27 protein-coding genes are annotated in these 25,011 nt (G+C 72.0%); 10 read left to right on the top strand and 17 right to left on the bottom strand.

Annotation, left to right across the window (positions count from 1 at the left end):
- Window positions 1–47 precede the first annotated feature (47 nt).
- Window positions 48–320 carry a type II toxin-antitoxin system Phd/YefM family antitoxin gene (locus ACFHWT_RS24610; RefSeq protein WP_416597060.1) on the top strand — a complete coding sequence of 91 codons (273 nt, stop codon included), beginning with the start codon at window positions 48–50 and terminating at the stop codon, window positions 318–320.
- Between the two features lie 107 nt (window positions 321–427).
- On the top strand, window positions 428–823 hold the full coding sequence (locus ACFHWT_RS24615; protein ID WP_416597061.1) for a DUF805 domain-containing protein: 396 nt from the start codon (window positions 428–430) through the stop codon (window positions 821–823).
- Window positions 824–922: 99 nt separating this feature from the next.
- Here the strand turns inward: ACFHWT_RS24615 and ACFHWT_RS24620 are convergent, their stop codons facing one another.
- The 3 genes from ACFHWT_RS24620 to ACFHWT_RS24630 form a co-directional block, all read right to left on the bottom strand.
- The gene (locus ACFHWT_RS24620) at window positions 923–1,183 is read right to left on the bottom strand and encodes a DUF397 domain-containing protein (protein ID WP_416597062.1); all 261 of its coding nucleotides are present in this window, start codon (window positions 1,181–1,183) and stop codon (window positions 923–925) included.
- On the bottom strand, window positions 1,180–2,052 hold the full coding sequence (locus tag ACFHWT_RS24625) for a helix-turn-helix domain-containing protein (protein ID WP_416597064.1): 873 nt from the start codon (window positions 2,050–2,052) through the stop codon (window positions 1,180–1,182). Before ACFHWT_RS24625 ends, ACFHWT_RS24620 begins: the two co-directional genes overlap by 4 nt.
- Window positions 2,053–2,307: 255 nt before the next feature.
- A complete protein-coding gene (locus tag ACFHWT_RS24630; RefSeq protein ID WP_416597066.1) occupies window positions 2,308–2,466 on the bottom strand; it encodes a hypothetical protein in 159 nt (52 codons plus the stop codon).
- Between the two features lie 218 nt (window positions 2,467–2,684).
- Here ACFHWT_RS24630 and ACFHWT_RS24635 point away from each other — a divergent pair, with 218 nt between their 5' ends.
- Entirely contained in the window at window positions 2,685–3,152 is a 468-nt protein-coding gene (locus tag ACFHWT_RS24635) for a hypothetical protein (protein WP_416597067.1), read from the top strand.
- A 76-nt stretch (window positions 3,153–3,228) separates the two neighbouring features.
- Here the strand turns inward: ACFHWT_RS24635 and ACFHWT_RS24640 are convergent, their stop codons facing one another.
- From ACFHWT_RS24640 to ACFHWT_RS24655, 4 genes are read right to left on the bottom strand one after another with little or no spacing between them, the layout of a single operon-like run.
- Complete coding sequence (locus ACFHWT_RS24640; RefSeq protein ID WP_416597069.1) at window positions 3,229–3,957, bottom strand: ABC transporter ATP-binding protein; 729 nt, start codon at window positions 3,955–3,957, stop codon at window positions 3,229–3,231.
- 4 nt (window positions 3,958–3,961) lie between these two features.
- Window positions 3,962–6,703 carry an FtsX-like permease family protein gene (locus ACFHWT_RS24645; RefSeq protein ID WP_416597070.1) on the bottom strand — a complete coding sequence of 914 codons (2,742 nt, stop codon included), beginning with the start codon at window positions 6,701–6,703 and terminating at the stop codon, window positions 3,962–3,964.
- Window positions 6,704–6,712: 9 nt separating this feature from the next.
- Window positions 6,713–7,930: a fumarylacetoacetase gene (gene fahA / locus ACFHWT_RS24650; RefSeq protein ID WP_416597071.1), complete on the bottom strand. Its 1,218-nt coding sequence runs from the start codon at window positions 7,928–7,930 to the stop codon at window positions 6,713–6,715.
- Window positions 7,927–8,784: a hypothetical protein gene (locus tag ACFHWT_RS24655; protein WP_416597072.1), complete on the bottom strand. Its 858-nt coding sequence runs from the start codon at window positions 8,782–8,784 to the stop codon at window positions 7,927–7,929. Before ACFHWT_RS24655 ends, fahA begins: the two co-directional genes overlap by 4 nt.
- A gap of 94 nt (window positions 8,785–8,878) precedes the next feature.
- On the opposite strand from ACFHWT_RS24655, the gene ACFHWT_RS24660 reads away from it, so the two are divergent.
- On the top strand, window positions 8,879–10,048 hold the full coding sequence (locus ACFHWT_RS24660) for a homogentisate 1,2-dioxygenase (protein WP_416597073.1): 1,170 nt from the start codon (window positions 8,879–8,881) through the stop codon (window positions 10,046–10,048).
- 66 nt (window positions 10,049–10,114) lie between these two features.
- On the opposite strand, the gene ACFHWT_RS24665 is transcribed toward ACFHWT_RS24660, so the two are convergent.
- From ACFHWT_RS24665 to ACFHWT_RS24680, 4 genes are read right to left on the bottom strand one after another with little or no spacing between them, the layout of a single operon-like run.
- Complete coding sequence (locus tag ACFHWT_RS24665) at window positions 10,115–11,311, bottom strand: tetratricopeptide repeat protein (protein WP_416597074.1); 1,197 nt, start codon at window positions 11,309–11,311, stop codon at window positions 10,115–10,117.
- Between the two features lie 9 nt (window positions 11,312–11,320).
- Window positions 11,321–11,806, bottom strand: a complete 486-nt coding sequence (gene ispF, locus ACFHWT_RS24670) for a 2-C-methyl-D-erythritol 2,4-cyclodiphosphate synthase (protein WP_416597076.1) — start codon at window positions 11,804–11,806, stop codon at window positions 11,321–11,323.
- A gap of 52 nt (window positions 11,807–11,858) precedes the next feature.
- Window positions 11,859–12,584: a 2-C-methyl-D-erythritol 4-phosphate cytidylyltransferase gene (gene ispD, locus ACFHWT_RS24675; protein WP_416597077.1), complete on the bottom strand. Its 726-nt coding sequence runs from the start codon at window positions 12,582–12,584 to the stop codon at window positions 11,859–11,861.
- Window positions 12,585–12,636: 52 nt separating this feature from the next.
- Window positions 12,637–13,122: a CarD family transcriptional regulator gene (locus ACFHWT_RS24680; protein ID WP_123603804.1), complete on the bottom strand. Its 486-nt coding sequence runs from the start codon at window positions 13,120–13,122 to the stop codon at window positions 12,637–12,639.
- Between the two features lie 328 nt (window positions 13,123–13,450).
- Here ACFHWT_RS24680 and ACFHWT_RS24685 point away from each other — a divergent pair, with 328 nt between their 5' ends.
- Window positions 13,451–14,236, top strand: a complete 786-nt coding sequence (locus tag ACFHWT_RS24685; RefSeq protein ID WP_416597078.1) for a hypothetical protein — start codon at window positions 13,451–13,453, stop codon at window positions 14,234–14,236.
- Window positions 14,237–14,262: 26 nt separating this feature from the next.
- On the opposite strand, the gene ACFHWT_RS24690 is transcribed toward ACFHWT_RS24685, so the two are convergent.
- From ACFHWT_RS24690 to ACFHWT_RS24700, 3 genes are read right to left on the bottom strand one after another with little or no spacing between them, the layout of a single operon-like run.
- Entirely contained in the window at window positions 14,263–15,360 is a 1,098-nt protein-coding gene (locus ACFHWT_RS24690; RefSeq protein ID WP_416597079.1) for a type III polyketide synthase, read from the bottom strand.
- Complete coding sequence (locus tag ACFHWT_RS24695) at window positions 15,354–16,523, bottom strand: acyl-CoA dehydrogenase family protein (RefSeq protein ID WP_416597080.1); 1,170 nt, start codon at window positions 16,521–16,523, stop codon at window positions 15,354–15,356. Before ACFHWT_RS24695 ends, ACFHWT_RS24690 begins: the two co-directional genes overlap by 7 nt.
- A gap of 42 nt (window positions 16,524–16,565) precedes the next feature.
- Entirely contained in the window at window positions 16,566–17,303 is a 738-nt protein-coding gene (locus ACFHWT_RS24700; protein WP_416597081.1) for a methyltransferase domain-containing protein, read from the bottom strand.
- Between the two features lie 47 nt (window positions 17,304–17,350).
- On the opposite strand from ACFHWT_RS24700, the gene ACFHWT_RS24705 reads away from it, so the two are divergent.
- From ACFHWT_RS24705 to disA, 4 genes are all read left to right on the top strand, one after another.
- Entirely contained in the window at window positions 17,351–18,190 is an 840-nt protein-coding gene (locus ACFHWT_RS24705) for a UbiA family prenyltransferase (RefSeq protein ID WP_416597082.1), read from the top strand.
- Between the two features lie 139 nt (window positions 18,191–18,329).
- A complete protein-coding gene (locus tag ACFHWT_RS24710) occupies window positions 18,330–18,983 on the top strand; it encodes a hypothetical protein (RefSeq protein ID WP_416597083.1) in 654 nt (217 codons plus the stop codon).
- 11 nt (window positions 18,984–18,994) lie between these two features.
- Complete coding sequence (gene radA / locus ACFHWT_RS24715) at window positions 18,995–20,452, top strand: DNA repair protein RadA (protein WP_416597089.1); 1,458 nt, start codon at window positions 18,995–18,997, stop codon at window positions 20,450–20,452.
- Window positions 20,453–20,511: 59 nt separating this feature from the next.
- Window positions 20,512–21,732 carry a DNA integrity scanning diadenylate cyclase DisA gene (gene disA / locus ACFHWT_RS24720; RefSeq protein ID WP_416597084.1) on the top strand — a complete coding sequence of 407 codons (1,221 nt, stop codon included), beginning with the start codon at window positions 20,512–20,514 and terminating at the stop codon, window positions 21,730–21,732.
- 62 nt (window positions 21,733–21,794) lie between these two features.
- Here disA and ACFHWT_RS24725 read toward each other — a convergent pair whose 3' ends face one another.
- From ACFHWT_RS24725 to ACFHWT_RS24735, 3 genes are all read right to left on the bottom strand, one after another.
- Window positions 21,795–22,559, bottom strand: coding sequence for a hypothetical protein (locus ACFHWT_RS24725; RefSeq protein WP_416597085.1), 765 nt, complete (start codon window positions 22,557–22,559; stop codon window positions 21,795–21,797).
- Window positions 22,560–22,625: 66 nt separating this feature from the next.
- Window positions 22,626–23,186, bottom strand: coding sequence for a peptide deformylase (locus ACFHWT_RS24730; protein WP_416597086.1), 561 nt, complete (start codon window positions 23,184–23,186; stop codon window positions 22,626–22,628).
- Window positions 23,183–23,695: a glycine cleavage system protein R gene (locus ACFHWT_RS24735; RefSeq protein ID WP_416597087.1), complete on the bottom strand. Its 513-nt coding sequence runs from the start codon at window positions 23,693–23,695 to the stop codon at window positions 23,183–23,185. The genes ACFHWT_RS24730 and ACFHWT_RS24735 overlap by 4 nt, the downstream gene beginning before the upstream one ends.
- Before the next feature lie 128 nt (window positions 23,696–23,823).
- Between ACFHWT_RS24735 and ACFHWT_RS24740 the strand changes: the two genes are divergently transcribed.
- On the top strand, window positions 23,824–24,720 hold the full coding sequence (locus tag ACFHWT_RS24740; protein ID WP_416597088.1) for an A/G-specific adenine glycosylase: 897 nt from the start codon (window positions 23,824–23,826) through the stop codon (window positions 24,718–24,720).
- Window positions 24,721–25,011 lie beyond the last annotated feature (291 nt).

The raw sequence follows: 25,011 nt of genomic DNA on the forward strand, positions 1-25,011 counted from the left end.
GTTGTAGCTGATAGTCAAAACTCTGACCGGTCGCCAGAATGGCTGCCGTGGAGACCATCTCGATCACTGAGGCCAAGGCTCGGATCACTGAACTCGCCGATCGGGTCTCCCGGCAGCACGACCGCTTCACGATCATTCACAACGGCCACGCGGACGTCATGCTGATCTCAGTGGCCGAGTACGAGTCGATGCGACAAACGCTGGAACTGCTCTCCGACGCCGAAGCCCTCGCGGATCTCCGCCAGTCCCGGGAGGACTTCGCCTCGGGCGACACGTTTCCGATGGACGAGGTCCTCGGTGAGTTGAAGCGCCGTTCGTAGAGGCGCAGGCCTCACGGGCGTCGTGCGCTCAGGCGGGCAAGATCCACTTGTGACAGCCTCCTACCCTGAGTGTCACGGTTCGCTCCGCTTGAGACGCTGGAGGCGTCATGTCGTTTACCGACGCAGTTCGTTCTGTTTTTACCCAGTACGTCGGGTTCAGCGGACGGGCCCGCCGCTCCGAGTACTGGTGGTTCGCCCTCTTCTCTCTCCTCGTCGGCATCGTGACCTCGATCCTCGACACCGCGCTGGGCACCAACTTCGAGGACTCCACGAACGGCGTCATCGGCCTGCTCGTCAGCCTGGCGCTGTTGCTGCCGTCGTTGGCGGTCGCCGTACGCCGGCTGCACGACACCGACCGGTCCGGCTGGTGGATCCTGATCGGGCTGATCCCGATCATCGGCTGGATCGTCCTGCTGGTGTTCTACGTGCAGGGCGGCACGCCCGGCTCGAACCGTTTCGGCCCCGACCCCAAGGACGTCGCCGGGTTCGGCTCGGCCGTCTGACGCCTGCGACATCGTCGACGATGTGAGGCTGAGATACCTATCAACGAGCTGGTTAGGTATCTCAGCCTCACATCGTGACGTCAACGCAGTGCCGCACGGTCAGGCGCTGAAGGTGCTGGTCCTGGTGGCGGTGATGAAGGCGGACCAGCTCGTCGGGGAGATCACCAGCACCGGCCCGGCCGGGTCCTTGGAGTCCCGCACGCCGACCACCCCGCCCAACTCGTCGGCCACCTCGACGCAGTGACCTTGGTCGTTGGAACGGGTACTTTTGCGCCACGTCGTGTCGGCCACCTCGACGCAGTGACCCTGAGCGTTGGAGCGGCTGCTCTTCCGCCAGGTGGCGGTGGACAGGTCGATCATGACTCGTACTCCTTTGCGGTCCGGGCGAGGAGGTCACGTGTCGCGGCCTGACCCAGCGCGGCGGTCGTCAGGTCATCGAAGGCCATCGTATAAGAATCGGCTTCATTAGGGCGGTCCAAATAGAGCGCGCCGGTGAGGCCCTCGACGTAGACGGTGGTCGGCTCCAGCTCGGCTGGAAAGTCGAGCATCACGAAGCTGCCAGTCAGAGATCCGCTGTGGACACCGGCGCTGAACGGGATCAGCCGGATCGAGACGTTCGGCAGTTCGTCGACCTGGATCAGCCGGCGCAGCTGGGCGGCCATCACCGCCCCGGAGCCGACCGGGCGACGGATTGCTGCCTCGTCCAGCAGGATGTCGAACCGGGGTAGATGCGGCTCCATTCGGGTGAGCAGCTTTGCGCGCTGCAGCCGTGCCGCCACCCGCTGCTCGATGACCTCGGGCGACAGGCGCAGCGGGTTGCGCGTGAACACCTCGGTCGCGTACTCGCGGGTCTGCAATGGGCCGGAGATGAGGTCGACGTGGTACTCGCGGAGGTGGGAGGCGGCCTCCTCCAGGCCGATGAACAGCTCGAACCATGACGGGATGCTGGCGTAGTCGTGCCACCAGCCCTTCTCCTTGGTCTTCGGGGCCAGCGCGGCCAGCGCCTCGACGGTCTGCAGGTCCGCGCCGTACAGCTCGCAGAGCAGCACCACGTCCTCGGCGCGGATCGGCACCTCGCCGCGCTCCATCCGCAGCAGCTTGGTCGCCGACCAGTCCAGCTCCCGGGCCGCCGTGGTCTGCGGGACCCGGGCCAGCCGCTCACGCAGCCGACGCAGCTCCCGACCGAGCTGGCGTCGCGGGACCGACGAGTTCAACAGAGCCGAGGACATTGGTGCCACCTCCTGGAATTGATCACCTGCGGATTGATCATGCACGTCTGGCAGGTCAACTCTCGGTCGACCGAGGTCTATTCGACTGACTGGCCATATCTCTACCACATGGCCCCGACACTGTTGCGTTGGCGCAGATTGGCCGACAGACTCTTCTTCGTTCGGGAACGGGATCGAAGCGCCGCAAATCGGCGCTGACCTTTCGTCGACGAATACGGCATGACCGATCGGTGGGCCGGCAAACCATCCGAACGGTCAGCGCCGTTCTCCCCAATCAGGCGTGGCGGCCGGCACGGCACCCCCGAGCCGTCCGGCCGCCACGCCGCCGGAGAAACCCCAGCTCACCACGCTTACGCGAGAGGGTGAAGCGATGTCGTCGATCGGCTTCGGGATCGCCATGATCAGCTCCGCCATGATCGGATTTCTCGCCGGTCTGCTGAGCTTCAAGGTGAAGAGTCGCTGGTGTCCGGACTGCGGAGCGATGACCTACCCGCAGCCGCCACCCCCGCCGACGTAGACCCCAACGCCGCAGCACCGCCGACCTGCGTGCAATTTCCATGGCGGCCGGTGAAACAACAGACCAGCAATCTCGGACGACTATCTCGGACGGCAATACTGACGCGAGGAGAATCATGGCGTACCGCAATGACAAGCCCGACCGGTTCACCCGCCGGCCGCAGCCGTCGGAACAGATCAACCGACGGCCCACAGCGGGCCGCCCGCCGCTGCCGAGCCGGGTGCCCGGCGAGACCGACATCGACACCGACCCGCGATTCAACCTGGTCGGGGCGCGCGGCGTCACCCCGGCACCCCGCGACGGCGGGCACGACCGGATCGACGACGGGCCCGACCGGGTCGACGACGGGCACGGTCACGCCCACGACGAGCCGCCGCCGGACGGCGACCTGGCGCTCGTCGCCAAGATCGCCAAGCGGATGGCCGAGCGGCACATGCCGGACCGGACCGGCGGCTGCCGGCACTGCGGAGGCACGTACTGCGAACTGTTCCTGGAGGCGCTCGCGGTGCTGGACCGACGCGACCCGGCCGCCGCCCGACGGATCCGGGCCGTCCTGCAGTACGCCGGCCTCACCCCGCCCTGACCCGCACCGCCCTGACCCGCGCCATCCTGGCCGAGCACCGCCCTGGCCACGCCCGGCGAACACCGCCGGCGCTGGCTCACGCCCCGGTGTCCTCGGTTATCCGCCCGTCGCGGACCTGGACGACGCGGCCACAGCGGGCGGCCAGCCCTGGATCGTGGGTCGCGATCATCAGCGAGGTGCCGAGCCGGTCCCGCAGGCCGAAGAGCAGGTCGATGATCTCGTTTCCGGTCTGGCTGTCCAGGTTGCCGGTGGGTTCGTCGGCCAGCACCAGCATCGGATCGTTGACCAGTGCGCGGGCGATCGCGACGCGCTGCTGCTGCCCACCGGACAACTTCGACGGCAACGAGTCCTCCCGGCCGGTGAGCCCGACCGCGCCGAGGAGCTGCTTCGCCTTGGCCCGCTTGTCGAAACCGACCTTGTACGGCAGCAGCGGCGCGATGACGTTGTCCGCGGCGGTCAGGGTGGGCAGGAGATGGAACCGCTGAAACACGAATCCGATGCGCCGCCGGTGCTCCGCCAGCCGGCGTCCCTTGACCCCGGTGACCGGCTCACCGGCGACCTCGATCGTGCCGGAGTCGGGCGTGTCCAGCGCCCCGATCAGGTGCAGCAGCGTCGACTTTCCCGACCCGGACGGCCCCATCACGGCGACGATCTCCCCGCCGTCCATCTCGAAGTCGATGTCGCGGCACGCGTGGATCGGCTCGCTCGCCTCCGTACGGTAGCGCTTCGACAGGCCGGTCACCCGGACCATCGGCTGGCTCTTCCCAGGGCTCGAGCTGCCCGGTTCAACGACGGGTGAAGCCATCGGTCTACTCCTCCACCAGCAGGCGGGTCACCGGGTGGCGCCGCAGCGACTGGATCGGTGGGATGGTTGCGACGGCCGCCGCGAGCACGCCGACACCCGCCACGATGGCGGCCACCGGTAGCAGCCGGGCCAGACTGGCCTCCGGCGCGCCACCGGCCAGCAGTACCGCGAGACCGAGGCCGAGGACAGCTCCCGGGACGGCTCCGAGCAGGCCCAGCAGCACGCCCTCGGTGAGAACCAGCCGGGCTGTCGAAGCATGCGTCCAGCCGGTTGCCTGCAGGGCGGCGAACTCGGCGGCCCGCTCCCGCACGTTCAGGAACACCACGTCGGCGATCGCGACCGTGGCAAGGACCAGCATCGCCACCACGGCGGCCAGATCCGGCCCACGCACCTGGACGGCGATCGCGTCACCGAGCAGGCTGCCGACCAGGACACCCTGGAACGCCCAGGTGATGGCGACCAGCAGCGTCAGCGCGGTCACCGCGACGGCCAACGCGGCGCAGCCCAACGCCGTACGGCCCGGTGTCCGACGGAGGTTGACCACCGCGAGGCCGGTGAGTCCGAGGAACAGCCGGGCGCGGCGGCCAGTGACCACGGGTGGCCGGACCGCTGCCATGGGATCGGCCCGCGACGCCTGCACCGCCGGGATCAAGCCGGCGGCAAGGGACACCAGGATCGCCGCCGGGACGGCAAGCACCGCCCGGGACCACGACACGTCGGCACCGACCGGAACGGCGACCAGCCACGCCGCCACTGCACCCAGGGCACCGGCGACCAGCCCGATGAACAGCAGCTCGCCCAGAATCACGGCGAACAACGACCGGCGCGGCCAACCCAGGCAGGCGAGTACGCCGAGTTCGGTACGCCGGGCGCGCACCGCTGCGGCGGACGAGTTGCCGATGAACAGCGCACAGACCACGAGGACCAGGACGAACAGGATCAGCGACTTGCGCTCCACCGCTTCGCTGATCACCACCCCGACGCCCTTCTTCGACCACCATTCGGTGAGTGACAGGTCGGGTCGGCCGAACTCGCCGGCCGGTAGCGCCACGGTCCGCTTGGTCGGCGACGAGCCGACGGTGATGTCGACGTGCAGGCCGGTCTCCTGCGCGATCCGCTCCGCTACGACCCGCACCCGTTCCCGGGACACCTCGTCGATGCCGGTCACGCCGGCGACCCGCACCCGGACCGCCGCCACCGGCCCCGGCCCGGAAGACCGGTCGAAGCTGCCGTAGAAGGACTCGGCCGAATCCAGGGTGGTCAGCAGCAGCGGCGGCTGCTGCAGATAGCCGGCCGGGTTACTGGACGGCAGCAGCGGCGCTCCGCCCAGCAGCCGCTGCGAGGTCTCATCCGCGCCTTCCAGACCGGGCGACTGGTAGGCGCCCAGTGGCACCTCGGACAGGGCCGAAAAGGTGTCGATCAGCTCCGGATCGAACCGCCCGGTCAACGTGAGCTTGGGGTCGATCACCTGTCGGCCTAGGGCGCGTGCGTGCCGTTGCAGCTCACGAAAACTCCGGTCGTCGGCCGCGACCGGCTCGGTACCGCTCCGACCGCCGAATGGCCCCTGCCACACCTCGCTGGCGACCTCCTGGTCCCGAGGGATCAGCGTGCCGTCGGGCCCGGTGTCCCACTCGACCGGTCCAGCCGTCCAGTAGGTTCCCACCGTGTTGCCGAACGTATGTCCGAGGTCGCGAAGCAGGAACGCGTCAGCAGCACCACCGTCGACCTCAATCGATTTGACCGGGACCCCGGCGGCGCTGGCGGCGAAACTGTCCGCAGCGGTGATGCTTTCCCTCGTTCCGACGAACTGTTCCGCGACATCGCGCGGCAGTTGCTCGACTTCCACGATCGCCTGCTGGTCGACGTAGCTGTCGCTGGCCGCGATCACCGGGATCGTCCGGGTCCAATCGTCGTCCTCCCCCGCCACCGCAGCCCGGCTGTCCGGCAGATAACTCCCGGAGACCATCGCGTCGTCCAGACCGATCAGCTCCGCCTCGGCCGCTGGGTCGATGGCGGCCAGGACGTACGGAATGCGCCAGTCGAGCAGGAACGCCTGGTTGGCGTACTCACGGCTGTCCTCGTTCAGGGAGTAACACTGCACGCTTTCGCTCACCGTCGATTCATACGACGATCCGGCCTGGAGGTCGAGCGCCTTGCCGCAGATGTTGACCCGCGCGCCGGACGGAAGGATCTCGTCCAGAAAGCTGCCGAACGGGTCCTCGTCGGTGACCCTGACGATGTCCCGGTGCGCGACCGGATTCGGAGTGAAGTAGACGTAGGCTTCGTCCGGCCCGATCGTGCTCAAGCCACGGTCCATGCGCCAGTCGACGGTGAGCCGGAAGGCCGATCGTTCTCCGTCCGGCACGACATCGGCCAGGTCCACCGGGACACGAAGCTCCGGGACGGCCATACCGATGAGGGCGATCGGTGCCGCCACCTCCACGCCGGACAGGCTGCGGATCGTGTCGACCTGTTCCAGGCTGATGCCGCCGGGTGCCTCGGTGAGGAAATTGGGGCGAACGACCCCGGTCGCCGTCTCCTGGTCGGAAATCGATTCCGCAGGGCGGACGAGGATGTCGTACGCGGTGCGGGCGTTCGCCTCCACCGTGCCGATGACGTCGAGTCGTGCCGTCTCGGCCGTGCCGGTGAGCACCGTGAAACTGGTGACCGCGACGAGAAGCCCGACCAGCAGCGCGACCGACCGGGTCCATCGACGGATGATCTGCGACCAGATGATCCGCGACACCGTTACAACCTACCGGTTGGGCAGAGTGGACACCACGGTGCCGGTGACCTCGCCGAAGCCGATCGTCGTGCCGGCCGGGCCGGGGGCGGTGGCGGTGATGACGACGGTGTCGCCGTCTTCGAGGAAGGTGCGCTCGGACCCGTCGTCCAGTTTGATTGGCTCGGTGCCGCCCCAGGTCAACTCCAGGAACGAGCCGACCTGGTCACGCCGTTCACCGGAGACGGTGCCGGAGGCGTAGAGGTCGCCGGCGCGCAGCGACGCGCCGTTGACGGTCAGGTGCGCCAGCTGCTGCGCCGGGGTCCAGTACATGCCGGCGAACGGCGGCTCGCTGACCCGGGTGCCGTTCCACTCGACGACGATCGACAGGTCCAGGCCGCGCCGTGACGACTCGCGCAGATAGTCCAGCACCGGCGGGTCCTGCGCCGGGGCCGGCACCCAGGCGTGGTCGAGTGCTTCCAGCGGCACCACCCACGGGCCGACCGAGGTGGCGAACGACTTGCCCAGGAACGGGCCGAGCGGCTGGTACTCCCAGGCCTGGATGTCGCGGGCCGACCAGTCGTTGACCAGGGTCACCCCGAACACGTGGTCGGCGAACCGGTCGGTCGGCACCGGGTCGCCGAGCGCGGTCGGCACCCCGACGACGAAGCCGACCTCGGCTTCGATGTCGAGCCGGCGGGACGGGCCGAAGACCGGGCCGTCGGAGCTGCGCCGCTGGCCGCTGGGGCGCACGATCGGCGTACCGGAGACGACGACGGTGCCGGCCCGGCCGTGGTAGCCGATCGGCAGGTGCCGCCAGTTGGGGGTGAGCAGCGGCTGCCCGGGGCGGAAGATCTGCCCGACGTTGCTGGCGTGCTGCTCGGAGGAGTAGAAGTCGACGTAGTCGCCGACCGCGAACGGCAGCACCAGGTCCACCTCGGACAGCGGGATCAGCAGTGGCTCGACGGTGGACCGGTGTTCGGTCTCGGTGAGCAGCTCGACGATCCGCCGCCGCACTGTCGTCCACTGTGCCCGGCCGAGGGCCAGGAAGGCGTTGAGGGTCGGCTCGCACAGGGCGCCGCCGGCGAGGATCAGGTCGGCATCTTCCGCGCCGCGCAGGTCGAGCACGAAATCGGCGATCCGTACGCCGAGCCGCCGCTCACCACCACCACCGCGGCGGAAGGCACCGTACGGCAGGGTCTGCACCCCGTACGGTGAGCCGTCGGCACCGGGCACCCAGCAGGTCGTCACGCGAATCCTCCGTTGATCAGCCCCAGCCGGACCAGGTCGGTCAGTGGGTCGGTGATGCTGCACGACCCGAAACCTACCCACAGCGGCCGGTCGGCACCGCCGCGCGTACGGGCCGGCTCGATCAGCCGGGCGGCGTCGGTGGTGGCGAGCAGTTCGGCGACCTCGGCGACCTCCGCGCCCTCGGCGGCGGTGATCGTGGCGGCGAGCACGTTGAGGAAGCCGTGGTGGGTGAAGCCGGTCTCCGGGTCGGTGTCGCGGATGGCGTGGTGCAGGCCGGCGGTCAGTTTGAACGGCAGCGCCCGGTCGCGGCAGGCGCAGATGACGGCGGCCAGCTCGACCGGGGTGGGGAACAGTTCGGCGGCCAGCCCGCCGGTGCGGAACTTGGCGGCGACGTCGACGCCGCCGGCCCGCGCCTCGGCGAGGCTGTCCAGGGCGGCGAGCAGCCCCCAGGTGAGCGGCACCTCCGCGTACCCGCTGATCTTGGGCCAGCCGGCCAGGGCGGTGAGCAGCGCACGCAGGCCGGGCTGCGGGTCCTCGCCGCGTTTGGCGACGGCGACCTCGACCTGCCGGGGCCGGATCCGGTCGGTCGGCAGCGCTTCGACGGCGGCCGGCAGCGCGGCCACGCCGGTGTCGCCGATCAGGCCGATCTCCAGCTCGTCGCCAGGCCCGACCAGTCGCCGGGCCGCGTCGATCTCGGACGCGGGCAGCAGGAACGGGCCGACCAGGTCGGTGTACCAGGCGGTGCGGTGGCCGCGGTGCGCGGTGATCGCGTCGGGCAGGTCGGCGTTGCCCGGCGGGAAGACCGCGGCGTCGTCGACAAGGCCGGTGAAGATCCTGGGTACCTGCATTGACACGCCTTCGAACCTAGTGGATTCTACGATTAACGGACAACAGCGTCCGATTATCGGACGCTACCGGCCGGTCAACGGGGAGATACGGAGGGTAATGATGCCCTACTACCGCAGCGTTGGCGAGATCCCCCGCAAGCGCCACACCCAGTTCCGCCAGCCCGACGGCAGCCTGTACGCCGAGGAGCTGATGGGCCAGGAGGGCTTCTCCGCCGACTCCTCCCTGCTCTACCACCGGCACCTGCCGACCGCCATCGTCGCCGCCGAGTCGTACGACCCGCCGCCGACCCGCCGGCTGCCGAACCGCCCGCTCACCCCACGGCACCTGCGCACCCACAAGCTGGACACCGGCCACACCGACGCCGTCCTCGGCCGGCAACCACTGCTCGCCAACGACGACGTACGCATCTCGTACGTCGTCGCCGACCGGCCGTCCCCGCTGTACCGCAACGCCACCGGCGACGAGTGCCTGTACGTCGAGTCCGGCGCCGCCCGCGTCGAGTCCAGCTTCGGGGTGCTCGGCGTCACCTCCGGCGACTACGTGATCATCCCGACGTCGGTGGTGCACCGGATCGTGCCCGTCGACGACGTGCCGCTGCGGCTGCTCACCGTCGAAGCCACCGGCCACATCGGACCACCCAAGCGCTACCTGTCGGCGCGCGGCCAGTTCCTGGAACACTCGCCGTACTGCGAACGCGATGTTCGCGGGCCGGGCAAACCGCTGCTGGTCGACGGCACCGACGTCGAGGTCTACGTGCGGCACCGGCAGGGCTGGACCCGCCACGTGTACGCCCACCACCCGTTCGACGTGGTCGGCTGGGACGGGCACCTCTACCCGTGGGCGTTCAGCATCTACGACTTCGAGCCGATCACCGGTCGGCTGCACCAGCCGCCGCCGGTGCACCAGACGTTCGCCGGCCCCAACTTCGTGATCTGCTCGTTCGTGCCGCGCCTGGTCGACTACCACCCGCAGGCGGTCCCGGTGCCGTACAACCACCACAACGTCGACTCCGACGAGATGCTGTTCTACACCGGCGGCAACTACGAGGCGCGGCGCGGCTCCGGCATCGAGCAGGGCTCGATCTCGCTGCACCCGGCCGGGTTCACCCACGGCCCGCAGCCCGGCGCGGTCGAGCAGGCGCTCGGTGCCGAGCACTTCGACGAGCTCGCCGTCATGGTCGACACCTTCCGTCCGCTGGACCTCTGCGACGCCGCACTGTCCGTCGAGGACACCGGGTACGCCTGGACCTGGGCCGGCAACGCCCGCTGACCGGCCCTGCCACTGACCCGGCGCGGGCCTGCCCGGCTGCTGATCCGGCACGCTACCGCTGGCCGACTACCGCTGGTCCGGCGGTCGGGCGGTGGCCTGACGCAGCACCATGAACTGGGCGACGGCGGCCGCCACGATCGCCGACACCAGCAGCCACGGGGTGGCGATCGCCGCGTAGCAGAAGATCAGCACCGGGGCGGCGGCCGCCGCGTACACCGCGGTCGCCAGCCGGCGGTCCGCCAACTGCGACACCACCTCGAGGACCCGGCCGCCCGGCACCCGCCGGGCCAGGATCCAGATCAGTACGAACCCGCCGAGCGCGGCGACCACCGCCCAGCCGCGCGACGCCGCGCTGCCGGCCAGGCAGGCCACCGTCACCGCCGCGATCATGCTGTAGCCGGCACCGATCAGCACCAGCCGGCGCAGCTCCTCCTCGGGCGTCGGCGGCCGCTCCAGCCGGGGGTCCATCGGCACCGACCCGGGCGACTGCGGTGCCCACCGAGGGGATCGGGCCGGCGCGGGCGGCGGTGGCGGCGGTGCCATCGCGGTGGCCCGTTCGGCGAGCACCGCCAGCTCGGCGGCGTACCGCCGCTGTTCCAGGTGGATCACCCCGACGTCATGCTGCGCCTCACCGATCAGCGGGTCCAGCCGCAGCGCCTCCCCGTAGGCCCGGTGCGCCAGGTCGAACAGCTCCAGCCGGGCCCCGACCAGCCCCAGCACCAGATGCGCCTGGGCGTCCTGCGGGGCCAGCTCCACCCCCCGCCAGGCCGCGTTGAGCGCCGGCTGGCCGTTGCGCGAGCCGGCCAGGATCGCCGCACCGCTGCGCTGGGCGTACGCGTCGTCCGGGTACGTCGCCAGCAGGTCGGTGGCGAGCCGGGCGGCGTCGGCGTACCGCCGCAGATCGATCAGCGCCAGCCCGCGTACCACCAGCAGGGCGACCCGGTCCGACGGGCCGGTCCGAGCGCCGCTGCCGGCTGTGTCGGTGTCGGCCGGTGTGGTCGTCGCCGCTGCCTCGGCCGACCACGGGTTCGGCACGTCGTCCGCCCACGCGTCGATCGCGGCGAGGGCCTGCTCCGGGCGGTCGGCGGCGAGATGCACCCGGGCCAGCATGATCCGGGCTGCCACGCTGTCCGGGTCGAGGGCCACCGCGAACCCGATCTCACCGGCCGCCTCGTCGTAGCGGCCCAGGTCGGCCAACAGCCCGGCGCGCTGCAGGTAGCCGTCGACGTCGGTGGGCGGCTCGGGGGAAGACTCGCTCGGCACCTGTCGAGCCTATCCAGGCGGCCCGGACGGATAGACGAGCGCGACCGCCAGGCCGGCGAGCCCTTCGCCCCGGCCGGTCAGGCCGAGCCCGTCCGTGGTGGTGCCGGAGACGGTCACCGGTGCGCCGGAGGCGGCGCTGAGCAGCTGCTGCGCCTCGGCCCGCCGGGGACCGATCTTCGGCCGTACGCCGATGACCTGGATCGAGACGTTGCCGATCACGAAGCCGGCGGCGACGACCCGGCGGGCCGCCTCGGCGAGCAGATCGACCCCGGCGGCCCCGGCCCAGCGGGGTTCGGCGACGCCGAAGTTGGCACCGAGGTCGCCGAGGCCGGCGGCGGAGAACAGCGCGTCGCAGGCGGCGTGCGCGGCGACGTCGCCGTCGGAGTGCCCGGCCAGCCCGGTCTCGCCCGGCCAGTGCAGGCCGGCGACCCAGCAGGGCCGGTCGGCGGCGAAGGCGTGCACGTCGGTGCCGACACCGACCCGGGGAACGATCATCGCGCCGGCCCGGCCTGGAGAGCGTTCATGGCCGGCTCGGTCCGAAGGACGATCATGAAGGCAGGGTACGGGTCGCCGGTTCGGTGGCGAGCAGGTGCTCGGCGATCACCAGATCGAACGGACGGGTGATCTTGAGCGCCCGCTCCGAACCGGGCACGCAGAGTACCGGTACGCCGATCTTCTCCACCAGACCGGCGTCGTCGGTGTGCGGATCGACGGCGTCGGCGTGCGCGGCGGCCAGCACGTCACGCCGGAACCCCTGCGGGGTCTGCACGGCCCGCAGCGTCGACCGGTCGACGGTGGCCAGGACGGTCTCGTCGGCGTCCACCGACTTGATGGTGTCGACGACCGGGAGCACCGGGATAACGGCGTCGGCGCCGGCCCGGACCGCGGCGGCGACCGAGTCGACCAGGTCGGGTGGGGTGAGGGCGCGGGCCGCGTCGTGTACCAGGACGATCCGCGGGCCGGCGGGGACGGCGGCGAGCGCGGCGGCCACGGAGGCCTGGCGGTGTGCGCCACCCGGCACCACGATCAGCGGCAGCCCGGCCGTGGCGGGGGTGAGCAGGTCGCGGACGTCGTCGACGTCGGCGGGTGGGGCGGCGACCACGATCACCGCGACCGAGGAGGCGGCGGCCAGTCGACGCACCGCGTGCACCAGCAGCGGTACGCCGCCGAGTGGCCGGAGGGCTTTTGGCGCGCCGGGTCCCAGCCGTACCCCGGCACCCGCCGCAGGAACGAGGACCGCGACGTCACCGCGTTGCTGGAAGTGCGCGGTCACGTCGCGGTCCTCGGTGCAGGTGGCAACAGACTATCTATGGGTGGAGAGTTGCCTACGCGTCGGTGAGCACCTTGTCGAGCAAGGTCTCTGCCTCGTCCTTGGTGCTCTTCTCCGCAAGCGCGACCTCACCGACCAGGATGTCCCTGGCCTTGGCGAGCATGCGCTTCTCGCCTGCGGACAGCCCCCGCTCCCGCTCCCGACGCCACAGGTCACGAACGACCTCGGCGACCTTGAGTGGGTTTCCGGATGCCAGCTTTTCGAGGTTGGCCTTGTATCGCCGCGACCAGTTGGTCGGCTCCTCGGTGTGCGGGGCGCGGAGGACATCGAAGACCTTGCCGAGGCCTTCTTCGCCAACCACTTCACGCACGCCGACGATCTCGGCGTTCTCGGCGGGAACTCGCACCGTCAGGTCACCCTGCGCAACCCTGAGGACGAGGTACTGCTTCTCCTCGCCCTTGATGACACGAGTCTCGATTGCCTCGATGAGTGCGGCCCCGTGGTGGGGGTAAACAACGGTCTCGCCGACACTGAAAACCATAGGTTCGAAGCCCCTTTCGCTGTGTCTAGGGTAACACGCTCAGGCACCGATGTCCCGTCACAGTCTGAGCCGTAAGCGCAGGTCAGAGGGGCTGTGAGAGGTCTTTCTCGAGCTTGACACGCAACCGCCAGTTGGTTTTGAACACGCTAAGTAACAACCAGATCAGCAGTCAGCTAACTGGTTGGACGTGCCAGATGGGACGCGTTTCGGCACTTCCAGCATATCGTCCGGCCGCTTCCCACGCCCCGGCACTGGCGGAACCAGGTTCGTTGCGGGACCCTGATACCTAGACCCCGATCGACCCGGTGGGCGAGCGGCTGGGGGTGCTGTGGGCAGGACAGGCAACAACGGTGATGGGTGGTCGGACGGCGCCGGGGCGCCCGACGACCTGCCCGAGATCCCGCCCGAGTGGGGCCCGATCGTCATCCCCGACGATCCCGGGGCGCTCGCCGAAGAAGCGGCGCAGGTCCGCCGGGAGCTGCACCGCACCCGCCGGCGGGACCGCTGGCACCGGCGGTTCGGCATCCACCCCGGCGACACCGGCCGGGTCGGCGGCAGCGGGCACCGGCCGCACGAGATCGCCGCCCTCCGGCTGCCGTTGATCATCATGCTGGTGGCCGTCCTCGCCGCGATGATCAGCATGTTCACCGTCGCCTGGTCCGACCGCCCCCAGCCCACCGCCAGCCCGGCGCCGTCGGCCCCCGCCGCCCTGCCCGACCGGCCGCTGCCCGCGCTCGACCTGATCGACGACTCCGGCGCCTCGGTCCCGGTCCGGTCGTTGCTGCCGGCGGCGATCCTGCTCGTCGAGGGCTGTGACTGCGCCAACCAGGTCACCGCAGCGGCCGCCGCCGCCCCGGCCGGGGTCTCGGTCGTCGTGGTCACCAGCGGCGCCACCAGCCCCGGCGCCCTGCCACCGGTGCTCGCCGACAGCCTCGGCACCCATCTGCTGGCCGACCCGGCCGCCGGGATCCGCAACTTCGTCGACGTTCCGGCAACCGCCGGTACCGCCACCGCCCTGCTGGTCACCGAGACCGGCGAGGTCATCCGGTTGGTGCCGCAGGCCGACTCGGTCGAGACGTACCGCGCCGACCTGGCCCTGCTGGTCGGTCCCTGAGCCCGCCCGCCACCGGGCGCGGCAGGTCAGCGGCTGAGTAGCGCGGCGTAGAGCGTCAGGCCCGGACCGAACGCCAGCATCACCACCTGACGCGGCGGCGGCCCCGCCCGCCGCAGTCGGTCCAGGATCAGCAGTACGGTCGGCGACGAGCAGTTGCCGTACGCCGCCAATGTCGCCCGGGACGCCGACATCGCCCCGTCGGACAACCCCAGCTCCCGCTGCACCACGTTGAGAATGCGCGGCCCACCCGGATGCACCGCCCAACCGTCCACCTGCGACACGGTCAGTCCGTGCCGGGCCAGCAGATCACCGACCAGCGCCCGCACGTGCACCGACAGCACCTGCGGCACCCGGGGCGACAGACCCATCCGGAAGCCCAGGTCGGTCACCTCCCAGGTCATGTGGTCGGCGGTGGAGGCGTCGGTGGCCGACACGACCTCCCGTACGGCGTAGCCGCCGGGCGGTGGGCCGCCGACCCCGTCGTTCGGTGTCAGCACCACCGCCGCCGCCGCGTCGGAGAACAACGCGTGCGCCACGATCTGCTGGGTGTCCACCCGGCGGGCCGGCGGCTGGATGTGCAGGCTGGTCAGCTCGGCGCAGAGCAGCAGTGCCGGCCGGCCCCGGGCGGTGACGAAGTCGGCCGCCGCGCCCAGCCCGGGCAGCGCCGCGTAGCAGCCCATGTGCCCGACGAACAGCCGCTGGGTGTCGGCGGCCATGCCGACGTCCCGGGCCAGGATGATGTCCAGGCCGGGCGTGGCGTACCCGGTGCACGAGCAGACCACGAACAGCCCGATTTCCCCGGCGGTCAGCCCGGCCTGGGTCAACGCCCGGTTCACCGCCTCCTTGCCCAGCGGCAACGCCTCGATCTGGTAGCGGCGCATCCGGCGCTCGGTCGGCCAGTCCGCGACGTCCTCCAGCAACGGGCTCACCGCCGCCTGCCGGGTCCGTACCCCGGAATTGGCGAAGATCCGCTCCGCGAGCGCCCGGGTGCCGCCGTCGTACCGCGCCGCGAAGAAGTCCCGCCACAGCTCGTCCTGGCTGGCCGACGGCGGCAACGCCAGCCCGAGCCCGACCACCGCAGCCGACGACCGGCCCGCCAGCGGCTCCGGCGACCGGCTCACCACCGGGGTGCCGATCCGTCGCGGTCCGGGTCCCCGCCGATCGTCGCCACGCCGAGCCAGTCGGCGCAGACGTCCGACGTCGGCGGATGCAGCGCACCGCAGCGGGCGTCCCGGTACAGCCGTTCCAGCGGATGCCCCCGGCGGGTCGCCGATGTCCCGGCCGCTTCCAGCATCGACGACGCCACCTCGGCCGCCGTGTTGCCGGCGACCAGTTTCGCCCGCCACACCCACTGGTTGGTCGCCGGGTCGCCCGGGTCGGCGTCCACCCGGCGGGCCGCCTCCCGCACCGTCAGCAGCGCAGCGGCGGCGGCCGCGTCCGCTCGGCCGACCCGGGCCCGGACCGCCGGCAGGTGGGTCAACCCCCGCTCGGTGAGATGCTCCACCGCGGCGTCCACCGCCGCCCGCGCCACCCCGGCGTAGACCGCCGCGTAGCTGGCCACCATCCAGTGCGGCATCAACTGGGCCACCACCAGGGCCAGCCCTTCCACCCCACCGAGCAGGCTCCGCTGGTCAACGGTCACGTCCAGATGCAGGTCGTGCGAGCAGGTGGCCCGCATCCCGAGCGAATCCCAGCTCTGCTCCACCCGCAGGCCGGGTGTGTCCGCCGGGACCAGGAACTGCGACACCACCGACTGGTCGTCGGCGTGCCGGGCGGCGACCAGGTACCCGGAGGCGTGACCGGCCCCGGAACAGAACGCCTTGGCCCCCTTGATCTGGTATCCACCGTCCACCGGGTGGTAGACGGTGGACAACTGGGAGAGCCGGGAGCCGGCACCCCGTTCGCTCATCGCCACCGCGTACCAGGCGCCGGCCGCCGCGTCGGCAAGCAGTTGGTCCCGGGCCGCCAACGCCTCGTCCGGCAGCCCCATCGCCTCGGCGAGGTTGTCGTCGACCGCGCCCAGCGCGCCGGTCACCGAGGCGTGCATGTTGAACACCAGTGCGGTGGCGCCGTTGCCCCGGGCCAGCTCGTACGCCACCTCGGCGTAGTCGGCGAAGCCGGCGCCCCGCCCGCCCAGCCGCTGCGGGACCATCAACCCGAACAGCTGTTCCTGCCGCAAATCGGCGAAGTCCGCCACTGGGAAGGTGCCGGACCGGTCGTGTTCACCCGCCCGCGCCGCCAACCGTGGCACCACCCGCCGCGCCGCCGCCAGTGCATCCGCAACCATCGCTGCCCCTTCCGCCGTCGACCTACCCACCTGCTCGTCCGCTCAGCCCACCTTGACCCCCCTGCCTTGGTAGAGCACCGAGGTGGACCAGGTCGGCACCATCCGCCGCCGGGGTTTCCAGAGTGCCCGGTCGGAAGCCGATCGGCGCAACGGCGCGCGCACCAGCCAATCGATCAGGCTGAAAACGCTCGGCCGGAGGCCACGCACCGCCAGCCGTACGCCGTGCCGGGCACACTCGGCGACCAGCCGCTGCGGACGGACGAACAGCGCGGGGTCGTGAATGCCGCGCGGCGCGACCGGCAGGCGTTCGCCCAGCTCGACCGCGATCAGCCGGCAGGCCAACGTGGCGTTCAGGGTGTCCAGCACCAGCAGCCCGCCCGGCCGTAGCACCCGGCACGCCTCGGCGACCGCCGCCGACAGGTCCGGCACGTGCTCCAGCAGCTCCCCGGCGGAAACCACGTCGGCCACCCGGTCGGCCAACGGCAGCCGGGTCGCGTCACCGCGGACCGGATCGACGCCGTGCCGGGCCGCCTGCCGCAGCGCCGACCCGACCAGGTCGACCCCGACGTGCCGGTAGCCCTTGCCGTGCAGATGGGGGGCGAGCAGGCCGGCCCCGCAGCCGATGTCGACCAGCACCGCCCCCGGTCGGGCCGCCGGCGGGACCAGCCGGGCCCGTGCCTCGGCGATCCAGTGCAGCATCTCGAACGCGCCGGCCGGCCGCCACCACTCGTCGGCCAGCACGTCGTACTGGCGGGGGTCGTTCGGCGGCAGATCCGGCATTGACTGAGCGTGGCATGACCAGCCGGTAACGGCCACACTTGGCGGATATGTCGCGCCGCGTGTCCGCATTGATCAAGGCCAGCCACCCCGAACCGGCGGTCGCGGTCACCACGGTGACCGCGCTGCTGGCCTGGGGCGTCGGTCACCGTCCGGCCGGGATCGTGCTGGTCGCCGCCACCGTCGCGGCCACTCAGCTCGCCGTCGGCTGGACCAACGACTGGCTGGACGCCGGTCGCGACCGGCACGCCGGACGGGCCGACAAGCCGGTCGCGACCGGCGTGGTCAGCCGGCGTACGGTGGGCGTCGCCGGGCTGGCCGCCGCGCTGGTCACCCCGTTGCTGGCCGCGCCGACCGGGCTGGCGGCGACGTTGTGCATCACCGCCGCGCTGCTCAGCGCGCTGGCCTACAACTGGCCGTTGAAGTCCACCGCCGTGTCGGTGCTGCCGTACGCGTTCTCCTTCGGAGCGCTGCCCGCGTTCATCGTGCTCGCCCTGCCGGGCGCGCCCGCGCCACCGGCCTGGCTGGTCACCGCCGCCGGACTGCTCGGCGCCGGCGCGCACTTCGCCAACGTACTGCCGGATCTGGCCGACGACGCCCGCACCGGCGTGCGCGGTCTGCCGCACCGGCTCGGGGCCACCGGTTCGGGGGTCGCGGCGGCCGGGTTGCTCTTCGCCGCCACCGTGACGCTGGTCGTCGGCCCGCCCGGGCCGCCGTCGTGGGCCGGCCTCGTCGCGGTCGCCGGCACCGCGGTCATTCTGCCGACCGGCTGGTACGCGGCCCGCCGGGCCGCCCGGCGGGCCGGCCGGTCGGACGGCGTCTTCCGGGCGGTGCTGGTGGTCGCGGTGATCGACGTGGTGCTGTTGGTGGCCAGCGGCCCCGTCGGGTGAGCGCCGCCGGGCCGGCCCGGTCCGGTGAGCGCCGCCGGTCACGGATTATCGGGTCCGTGGCGGGGCGCGGATCACCGCCAACTACCCTGGAGCCGGCCTGCGCGGGGCTCGTCGCCGCGCCGTGACAAGGAGGACCGACGTGACGCCCTCGACCAGGGGACACCGCCGAGTCGCGGTGCTGTTCGCCGGCGCTGCCGTGGCCAGCGGCCTGCTGCTCAGCGGCTGCGGCACCGGCCAGCTCGCGGAAACCGCGACCAAGGCGACGGCGATCAACGGAGTCAACCTCGAGTCGCCGGACGGCGCGGTGTCGGTGCGCGACCTCTCGGTGCCGTACCCCGGGGTCGAGGGCTACCCGGCCGGCGGCAGCGCACCGGTCGAGGTCGGGCTGTTCAACAACACCAACGACCCGGTCACCGTACGGGTCAGCGCCGCCCCGGTCACCGACGAGGACTGGGCGACGGTGGTCGGGGCCGAGACGGTGGTGATCGGCGGTTCCGAGCAGACCGGGCCGCCCCCGTCGCCGGAGCCGGGCACCGACGAGGTCCCGCAGCCGGACCCGGGCCGGGACGCGATCGTCCAGCTGCCGGCCAACGGGTGGGCGCTGTTCAGCACCGACGACACCGAACCGCTGCGGGTCACCGGGCTGGCCGACCGGCTCGCCGCCGGGTACTCGGTCAACCTGGCCTTCGAGTTCAGCACCGGCGGCGCGCCGCTGGTGGTGGCCGCCCCGGTCGACATGCCGCTCACCCCGGCTCCCCGCGAGCCGGCCGAGCACGACGAGGCAGAGCACTGAGCTCGCGGTCGATTCCCCGGGGCGCCGGCGGCACCGGGGCGGGGCGCGGCGGTGCCGCGCCGCGCAGCCGGGCGGCCACCCGGGAACCCCGGCCCGCGTACGAGTGCGACGCGTGCGGGCACCAGCCGCCCAAATGGGTGGGCCGGTGCCCGGAATGCGGCGAATGGGGATCGGTGATCGAATCGGTGGTCACCGGTCCGGTGGTCTCCGGCCGGGTGGTCAGCACCCGGATGCCGACCGAACCGGCCCGGCCGATCGCCACCATCAGCGCCGCGCCCGCCAAGGCCCGGCCGACCGGCGTCGGCGAACTCGACCGGGTGCTCGGCGGCGGCCTGGTGCCCGGCGCGGTGGTGCTGCTGGCCGGCGAGCCCGGTGTCGGCAAGTCGACCCTGCTGCTCGACGTCGCCCAGCAGTGGGCGGCCACCGCCGGCAGTCCGTCGCTGGTGGTCAGCGGCGAGGAGTCGACCAGCCAGGTCCGGCTGCGCGCCGAGCGAATCGGCGCGCTGCACGAACGGCTCTACCTGGCGGCGGAGAGCGACCTCGGGGTGGTCCTCGGCCACCTCGACGCGGTCCGGCCGGGTCTACTGGTGCTCGACTCGGTGCAGACCATCTCGATGCCCGGCTCGGACGGTATCCCCGGCGGCGTCACCCAGGTCCGAGCGGTCACCGCCGCGCTGGTCGCGGCGGCCAAGGAACGCAACATCGCCACCGTGCTGGTCGGCCACGTCACCAAGGACGGCCAGGTCGCCGGCCCCCGGGTGCTGGAGCACCTGGTCGACGTGGTGCTGCACTTCGAGGGCGACAAGCACTCGTCGCTGCGGATGGTACGCGGCATGAAGAACCGGTTCGGCGCGGCCGACGAGGTCGGCTGCTTCGAGATGCACGAAGGCGGCATCAGCAGCCTGCCCGACCCGTCCGGGCTGTTCCTCACCCGCTACACCGAACCGGTGCCCGGCACCTGCGCCACAGTGGCGATGGAGGGCCGGCGGGCCCTGGTCACCGAGGTCCAGGCGCTGATCGGGGCGACCGTCGCCGGCTCGCCCCGGCGCACCGTGTCCGGGCTCGACGGTGCCCGGCTGGCGATGGTGCTGGCGGTGCTGCAACGGCGTACCGAACGGCTCACCCTGCACGACCGGGAGGTGTTCGCGGCGACGGTCGGCGGCATCCGAGTGGTGGAGCCGGCCGCCGACCTCGCGGTGGCGCTGGCGGTCGCCTCCGGCGGGCTCAACCTGGCGGTCTCCCCGCAGCTGGTGGCGATCGGCGAGGTCGGGCTCACCGGTGAGGTACGCCGGGTCGGCGCGGTCGCCCGGCGGCTCGCCGAAGCCGCCCGGCTCGGCTTCCGCTACGCACTGGTACCACCCGGTGCGGCGAGTTCCGGCACCGACCCGCTGCCGCCGAACATGCAGGTCACCGAGGTCAACGACGTACGGGCGGCGCTGCAGGCCGCCGCGCGCGCCTCGGCCGGCTGAACCGGTGTGGCAGTAACCGCGAGAGCACCCACCGCACGGCGGTCCGTAGACTGTTGCCCGTGGCGATCGACCGCGATGCGAACAAGACTGCCGGCGCCGGTGCTGGCGCGGCCGGCCGGGTCGGTGCCGTCGGTACGCCGGCACGCACCGGCACCGTCGGCACCCCGGCACGCACCATCAGCGCCGGCACCTCGGCGCTGACCAGCCCGGCGGCCACCGGGGATCCGCTGCGGGCCAACCTGGCGCTGATGGCGCCCGGCACCGCGCTGCGCGACGGGCTGGAACGCATTCTGCGCGGCCGGACCGGGGCGCTGATCGTGCTCGGCTACGACAAGCAGGTCGAGTCGCTGTGCACCGGGGGCTTCCCGCTCGATGTCGAGTTCTCCTCTACCCGGGTCCGCGAGCTGTGCAAGATGGACGGCGCGGTGGTGCTGTCCAGCGACGGCACCCGGATCGTCCGGGCCGCCGTGCATCTGATGCCGGATCCGTCCATTCCGACCGAGGAGTCCGGCACCCGGCACCGCACCGCCGAACGGGTCGCCCGACAGACCGGCTACCCGGTGATCTCGGTCAGCCAGTCGATGCGGATCATCAGCCTCTACGTCAACGGTCAGCGGCACGTGCTGGACGACTCGGCCGCCATCCTGTCCCGGGCCAACCAGGCGTTGGCCACCCTGGAGCGGTACAAGCTGCGGCTGGACGAGGTGTCCGGCACGCTCTCCGCCCTGGAGATCGAGGACCTGGTCACCGTCCGCGACGCGGTCGCGGTGGTGCAGCGGCTGGAGATGGTCCGCCGGATCGCCGACGAGATCGCCGGGTACGTCGTCGAGCTGGGCACCGACGGCCGCCTACTGGCGCTGCAGCTCGACGAGCTGATGGCCGGCGTGGACGCCGACCGGACCCTGGTGATCCGCGACTACCTGCCCACCGTACGCAAGGCGCGGACCCTGGACGAGGCCCTGGTCGAGTTGGACCTGCTGACCGCCACCGAGCTGATCGACCTGGTCGCGGTGGCCAAGGCGATCGGGTACGCCGCCTCCACCGAGGCGCTCGACGCGGCGGTCAGCCCGCGCGGTTTCCGGCTGCTGGCGAAGGTGCCCCGGCTGCCGGTGTCGGTGGTGGACCGGCTGGTCAACCACTTCGGCAGTCTGCAACGGCTGCTCGGGGCGACGGTGGAGGACCTGCAGGCCGTCGACGGTGTCGGCGACGCCCGGGCGCGTAGCGTACGGGAAGGCCTGTCCCGGCTGGCCGAAGCGTCGATCCTGGAGCGCTACGTCTGATGCGCTACGGGGCAGTCGTGCCGCAACCGGGATAGCTCAAGCAAGGGACGTACCCCGGGTCGTCAGCCGGTGATGGTGATGACGAACGGCTCGCTGACCTTCGAGCCGAGTCGGGCGAATAGCTGGTACTCGCCGGCCGCCGGATGGTCACCGGCCGCGACGTTGTTGGCGCATTCGCTCGCCGCCCGACCGTTCCAGGCCACCTGATAGTCGCGGGCGGTGCCGGGCCCGAAGGTGCGCACGTCGGTGCCCCGGGCGGCTCCGCAGGTATCCGACGACCAGATCAGCTCCGCGCCCCGCTTGAGGTACAGCTCCTGCGGGTCGGCGCCTACATCCCGGTCGCAGGTACGGCTGGAGACGTTCTGCACCCGCAACTGCAGGGCCAGGGTGACACCCTTCTGGGCGGTGGCCTGCGAGGCTGCCGCGGTGAGCAGGATCTCGTCGTCGGTACAGGTGCCGGCGGCCGGACCGACCGGGCCGCCGGGGGCGCTCTGGTCGCCGGCACCGGGCTGCCCGCCGCCGGTCGTGCCGTCGTCGCCCGTACCGCCGCCGGTGCTGCCACCACCGGCGTCGCCCGCGTCGCCGATGGTGTCGGGGTCGTCGCCATCGTCGGTGCCGACACCGTCCTGCGGCTGCGGGGAGGAGGTGGTCGGGGTGAGCACCTCACCGGACGGGGTCGGGGTGGGATCGGCCTGCGACCGCCCGGTCTGGTCCGAGCCGATGCAGGAGTAGGCCACGATGAACAGCAGGAGCAGCAGTGCCCCGAGCACGACGGCACGCCGCCGCCAGTAGATGGCGGGTGGCAGCGGGCCAACCGTCAGTCGCATGATGGCACACCGTATCGGCAAGACCGGACCGATCGGCCGCGACGCGCCGAGGTCGGGAGCACCCGGTCAGAGATATGTCTTACGCGGGAAGACGGCGTGTGCCCCGGCCACCCGGTCCAGAAACAGCAGACCGGCACAGTGGTCGATCTCGTGCTGGGCGGCCCGCGCCTCGAACCCGTCGGTGACCAGGCGTACCGGCTCTCCGGAGCCCGGCAGTTGCGCCTCCACCACGACCCGGGTGGCCCGTTTCACGTCACCGGTGAGATCCGGCACCGACATGCAGCCCTCCCGGCCCGGCCGCCACCGGGTGGCCTCGATCAGCCGGGCATTGCACAGCACGAACGTGCCGTGCCCGGTGACCGTCTTCGGGTGCCCGGTCACGTCGACCGCGAAGACCTGCGCGCTGATCCCGATCTGCGGCGCGGCCAGGCCGACACAGCCGGGCGAGACCCGCATCGTGGCGACCAGGTCGGCGGCGACCTGGACCGTCCCGGCAGCGCACGGATCCACCGGCTCACCGGCCCGGCTGAGCACCTGGTCGGGCGCGGCGACCACCGGAACCACCCGCCCCGGTACGCCGAGCGTCGTCTCGGTCCAGTCGGCCAGGGGACGGCTGACCGTGCTCACAGCACGTCCGAATCGACCGACCGGAGGGTCACCTCGACGTCGAGTGACCGGGCCGTCTCGGACAGCCGCCGGCCGACCTCGGCCGCCGTACCGGCGGGCAGTACGACCTCGGCGATCAGCACGTAGAGCGGGCCGGTCAGCCGGGTGGTCAGGTCGGTGACGTTGCCGCCCGCCTCGGCGACCACCCGGGTCACCGCCGCGACGATGCCGAGCCGGTCGGCGCCGTGCACACTGAGTAGGTAGGGTTCGCCGCCCACCGGCTGCTGACCGTCCGCCGGAACCGGCCGTACGGTGGCCAACAGCTGGCCGTCGGCGGTGAGCGGCCGCAGTGCCTGTTGCACCGCGGCCTCGGCCGGACCGGCGCAGACCAGGGTCATCGCGAAGTGGCCGCGCAGCCGGGTCATCGTCGAGTCGGTCAGGTTGGCACCGAGACCGGCCAGCACCTCCGCGACGTCCGCGACGATGCCGGGCCGGTCGCGCCCGATCACGGTGATCGCGAGTTCGTTCATGCCAGCAGTCTGCCCGACCGGGTGCCGGCCCGACCGGGCGGCCCGGCACCCGTGTCCGGTGCGGGGATCGCATGGGGACCCGCCTGGGGCGGGGCCGGCAGCCGTGGCATGGCAGGATCGGCGGCGCCATGCGTGACGTGAGTTTCGCCGACACGGCGATCGAATGGTTCGACCACAACGCCCGTGATCTGCCCTGGCGGGAGCCGGGGGTCGGTGCCTGGGCGATCCTGGTGAGCGAGGTGATGCTGCAGCAGACCCCGGTGGTCCGGGTACTGCCGGCGTGGTGCGCCTGGCTGGACCGGTGGCCGGACCCGACGGCGCTGGCCGCCGACACACCGGCCGAAGCGATCCGGATGTGGAACCGGCTCGGCTACCCGCGTCGTGCGTTGCGGCTGCACGAGTGCGCCACGGTGCTGACCGAACGGTACGACGGCACGGTGCCGACCGGTCTGGACGAATTGCTGGCGCTGCCGGGAGTCGGCACCTACACCGCCCGGGCGGTCGCCGCGTTCGCCTACGGCCAGCGGCATCCGGTGGTGGACACCAACGTCCGGCGGTTCGTGGCGCGGGCGGTCGACGGTGCGGCCGACGCCGGGCCGGCGACCCGCCCGGCCGATCTGGTTGCCACCGCCGCGTTGCTGCCGGCCGAGCCGGCCCGGGCGGCTCGGGCCAGCGCCGCGTTCATGGAGCTGGGAGCGGTGGTCTGTGTGGCCCGGTCACCGCGCTGCGGGGTGTGTCCGGTGGCCGACCGATGCCTGTGGCGGGCAGCCGGCCGGCCGGCACCGACCGGGCCGAGCCGACGACCGCAGCGGTACGCCGGCACCGACCGGCAGGTCCGTGGCCTGCTGCTGGCGGTACTGCGAGAGGCGACCGGGCCGGTGCCGCAGCAGCGGCTGGACGTGGTGTGGGGCGACGATCTGCAGCGCCGTCGAGCACTGGCCAGTCTGATTGAGGACGGCCTGGTGGAGCCGGTGGCCCGCGACGGCGCGCCGCCGACCGGGTACACGCTGGCCGGTCAGGGCTGACGGCCTCCGGGCTGACGCGGCCCGACCGGGCACTGACGGCTTTGCGGCCTGACGGCTTCCGGCCTGACGGCTGACGCCGCAGACGCAGTGCGGCGCCGACGGCTTTCGCCGTCGGCGCCGCACTGACAGTCGACTGCCGGTCTTACTCGTCCGAGCCGGCCGCCGTGGCACCGCCGAGGTCGGCGGGAACCGCGTCCGGTACGGCGACCGGCCGGTCGGCGCCCTGGAACACGAGCTTGGACTTGTCGATGTCGTCCGGGTCGCCCTCGCAGTCGATGACCACGATCTGAC

The organism is Micromonospora sp. LOL_021 (genome assembly GCF_048060215.1).
Lineage (GTDB): Bacteria > Actinomycetota > Actinomycetes > Mycobacteriales > Micromonosporaceae > Micromonospora_E.